Origin of the sequence: Okeania sp. SIO2F4, assembly GCF_010672385.1 — a bacterium.
Classification (GTDB): domain Bacteria; phylum Cyanobacteriota; class Cyanobacteriia; order Cyanobacteriales; family Microcoleaceae; genus Trichodesmium.
On sequence record NZ_JAAHGT010001056.1, the window covers coordinates 1 to 3,179 of the forward strand.

The following is a 3,179-nucleotide window of genomic DNA, read 5'->3' on the forward strand; positions in this document are numbered from 1 at the left end:
TCTCGCAGTCCGTTAGGATGGGATGGCGAGGTCTCCGTTCCCTCCGGGACGCTACGCGTTTTGCTCCGCAACATGTAAAGTGAAGCTTTGCGAAGCGCAAACGCTTGCCTCCAATCGACCAAGAGAAGAAAAAAATTTCCTTTTTAACCAATCCTATCCGTTTTTAAGAAGAGGTAATAATTAATAATTAATAATTATTAATTATTGAATGGATAAATCAACTCTTAAGGATGTATTTGCCCTAAAATTATTTTTAAACGGTCATAATCATCTCTCAATAAAACACTCATATTTCTGCCTGCTTGAACTAACCAATCACGATCCGCTTTTCTGAGTTGATAAATTTCCCGAATAGTAGCTGCAACTAAAGCATCAACAGGAGCATTACTTAACTGTAATAATGTCCGCAAGAAATCTAACTTTTCACTAAACCTAATTATTTCCTCTGGTTCACATAAATAAACTGCTTGATGAATTTGAGGCGGACGAGGTGGAATATATTGATAAATTCTGCCATTTTCTCCCTTAGAACCATTCAAATTTTCTGGAGAAGAAAAACCCACTATTGCTCCTCTAAATTCTGTCTTTAACATAGCAAAAATTTGTGGTTGTTGCTCCCGTAATTCAGACAGAGACATTCCCAAAGCTCTAGCTCTATGTACCGAGTCAATAGGTAAAGTAGTAGCATAATAAACCACCCCATAAATCATATTTCCTGATTGTTCATCTTGAGACTTTACCCAAGTACCAAAAGCAGGCATCATAGGAAAATCTAACTCTTCTGGTTCTAAACATTGAGCTAAAAATTCTGTAGTTGCTGTTTCTATCACTTCAGCTATGTAATTATTCTGGCGATTTGTATTAGCAAACTGTGGTAAAGGAAGACGCATAATTATGATTAAAGTTAAAAGTTAAATTATTGCTCTAAATGAGGAAAAAGAATTTGAGGATTTTTTCCCAGTGCCCTATTTCCTTCTCTAGCATTCCAATATTAATCATAATAAAAATTAGCTGGATTAGTTTTCACAGGGTTAATTTATTTGTAAGCATTCAGCCGTCAGCTATCAGCCGTCAGCTATAAGTCCCGCAGCTTATTATATTACTCAGATGAAGGAGAAATTAGTCGCATAAGAGAATTAAAAGTCACGACTAAAGTATACTCTTTTAACCAGATCAGGAATTATTCATTATTTGCTGAATGCTGACCGCGAGCTAGCTGAATGCTTACATTTATTTTGACAAATAATTGATAATTGCTATTATAATAGTCGCTAAAATCGCTGAGATAAACAAGTTGAATATTGTAGCTGATAGGTAACAGAAAAGTAGGAATAGGGAATCTCAAAAAATACTTTAACTAATTAATAATAGAACCAGTACAAATAGCAATATTAGCAATATTAAGTAGTCGTCTAAAATAAATTTCCTAATTTAGACAGGCACTCATGCAAGAAGTAAAAGGCAACAGAGGATTGGCAGGATGTGTAATTAATTTTGCATAGTTACTTATTTAAGTTATAAGATACTCTAGATTTTGAGGAAACAAGGAAGAGAGAAGATTCAAATTGTCATAAATTATTCCTGATTACTATTATAAGCAGGTACAGAAAATTAATTACACATTTTTTCAGACTGAATCCCTTATACTGTATGCTTCAGATCAAATTAGGGTGGTTAAATAATTAATAATTAACAATTAATAATTAATAATTACCTCTTCTTATAACAGATAGGATTGGCTAAAAAGAATTTTTTTTCTTTTTTCTCCATGAATGGAGAGGTTTTATATAGCAATGAGCGCTCAGGTATTTACAATGTCCAGCTCAAAGTGCAGTAAGCGAAAAGGTGTACAAAAAATAATGTGTAAATATGCCAGGGCACATTGCTATACCTTGATTTTTCGGTAAACAATTTTGTTTAGGTGTTTAGTAAACTTGCAGAATAATATCTACACAACCAAGGTCAAACAATTTTACAAATAATAGGATTTTTTTTCATTTCTATCAAACTGAGAAGTAAGATACTCCCGCCTAAATCAAGTCTCATTTCTTGTCTCCAAAAAAACTGCAATAGGTGGTAATTGCCTAGGCAAAATTAATTACCTAATTTGATTCTTTGTAAAAATTACAAGATCTGCTTTTCAGTTTTAGAGTATGTGTAATTAATTTTGCATGACTACTTAATATACAAAATATATATTGGAAATTTCCAAAATAATAAAATAATCTAGTGTCTAGTTGCAAAAATTAGTAATATTATTTTTGAGTTGACGTCCTTTGAATTTAGGCAAATTTAGGCTTTTTTCATCCGTCTAATAAATAGATTAACTTATACAATTAGACACTAGATACTTAGAAGCCTTACCGAAAAACTAAGGTTTAAAGCTTCTCCTATATTCCTATATTATATGGGAGAAAAAGCGGTCGGCAAGCGCAGCATGACCTAGGGTGGGATGGCGAGGTTTCCCTCATAAGTCGCTCAACAATTTAAGTCGCTCCGCGTTTCGCTTTCCTACGGAATAATTGCGCAAACGCGACATGAAAAACGCGCGTTGTGCGGAGCGCTAAATGCCATATTCAATCGACCAAGAGAAGAAAAAATTTTTCTTTTAACCAATCCTATCTGTTTTAAGAATAGGTAATTATTAATTATTAATTGTTAATTATTAATTATTGAACTTCCCTTATTCCGACTCCTGACTGGTAGAATTTTGTAGTCAATTTTTTCCCAATTTTTTATTAGAGGGTAGAAATGCAGGAGTCATTTCAGTTATCAGTTATCAGTTACCAGTTATCAGTTATCAGTTATCAGTACCCCTAGCTGAAGCTTCGGGATTGCAATACGGAATATTCTATTTTCTCAAGGGGAGATTAGAGATGGCGAACTTCGGAGCGGCTCTGCACTCTTCGGGAAGCCTCGCCATCCAAGGACCGCTTTTTATCCTCTTAAAAGGGGAGGCTTGAGACCACAATTTTTCGGTCAAAAATACTAATCTTTTCGCTGACTTCATAACTTATAACGGTTTTCATTAAAATAGAATATAACTGTCAGGTCTGTAACTTATTAAACTTCAAACATACCTGTTTTTCTCTGTAGTCTACCTTTGTGAAAACCGCTATAATTTAAGCATTGCTAATTTTAGTTATGAAATTCCTGAATCATATCAGTAAAAATCATTA

General features: G+C 33.7%; 1 protein-coding gene. It reads right to left on the bottom strand.

The features are described from left to right. Nucleotides 1-224: 224 nt before the first annotated feature. Nucleotides 225-890 (bottom strand): HAS-barrel domain-containing protein, encoded by a 666-nt coding sequence (locus F6K22_RS36975; RefSeq protein WP_293109722.1) that lies wholly within the window; start codon nt 888-890, stop codon nt 225-227. Nucleotides 891-3,179: the final 2,289 nt, after the last annotated feature.

Coding starts and splice junctions, on each gene's coding strand:
- F6K22_RS36975 (WP_293109722.1), bottom strand. CDS start 890: ATGCGTCTTCCTTTACCACAGTTTGCTAATACAAATCGCCAGAATAAT.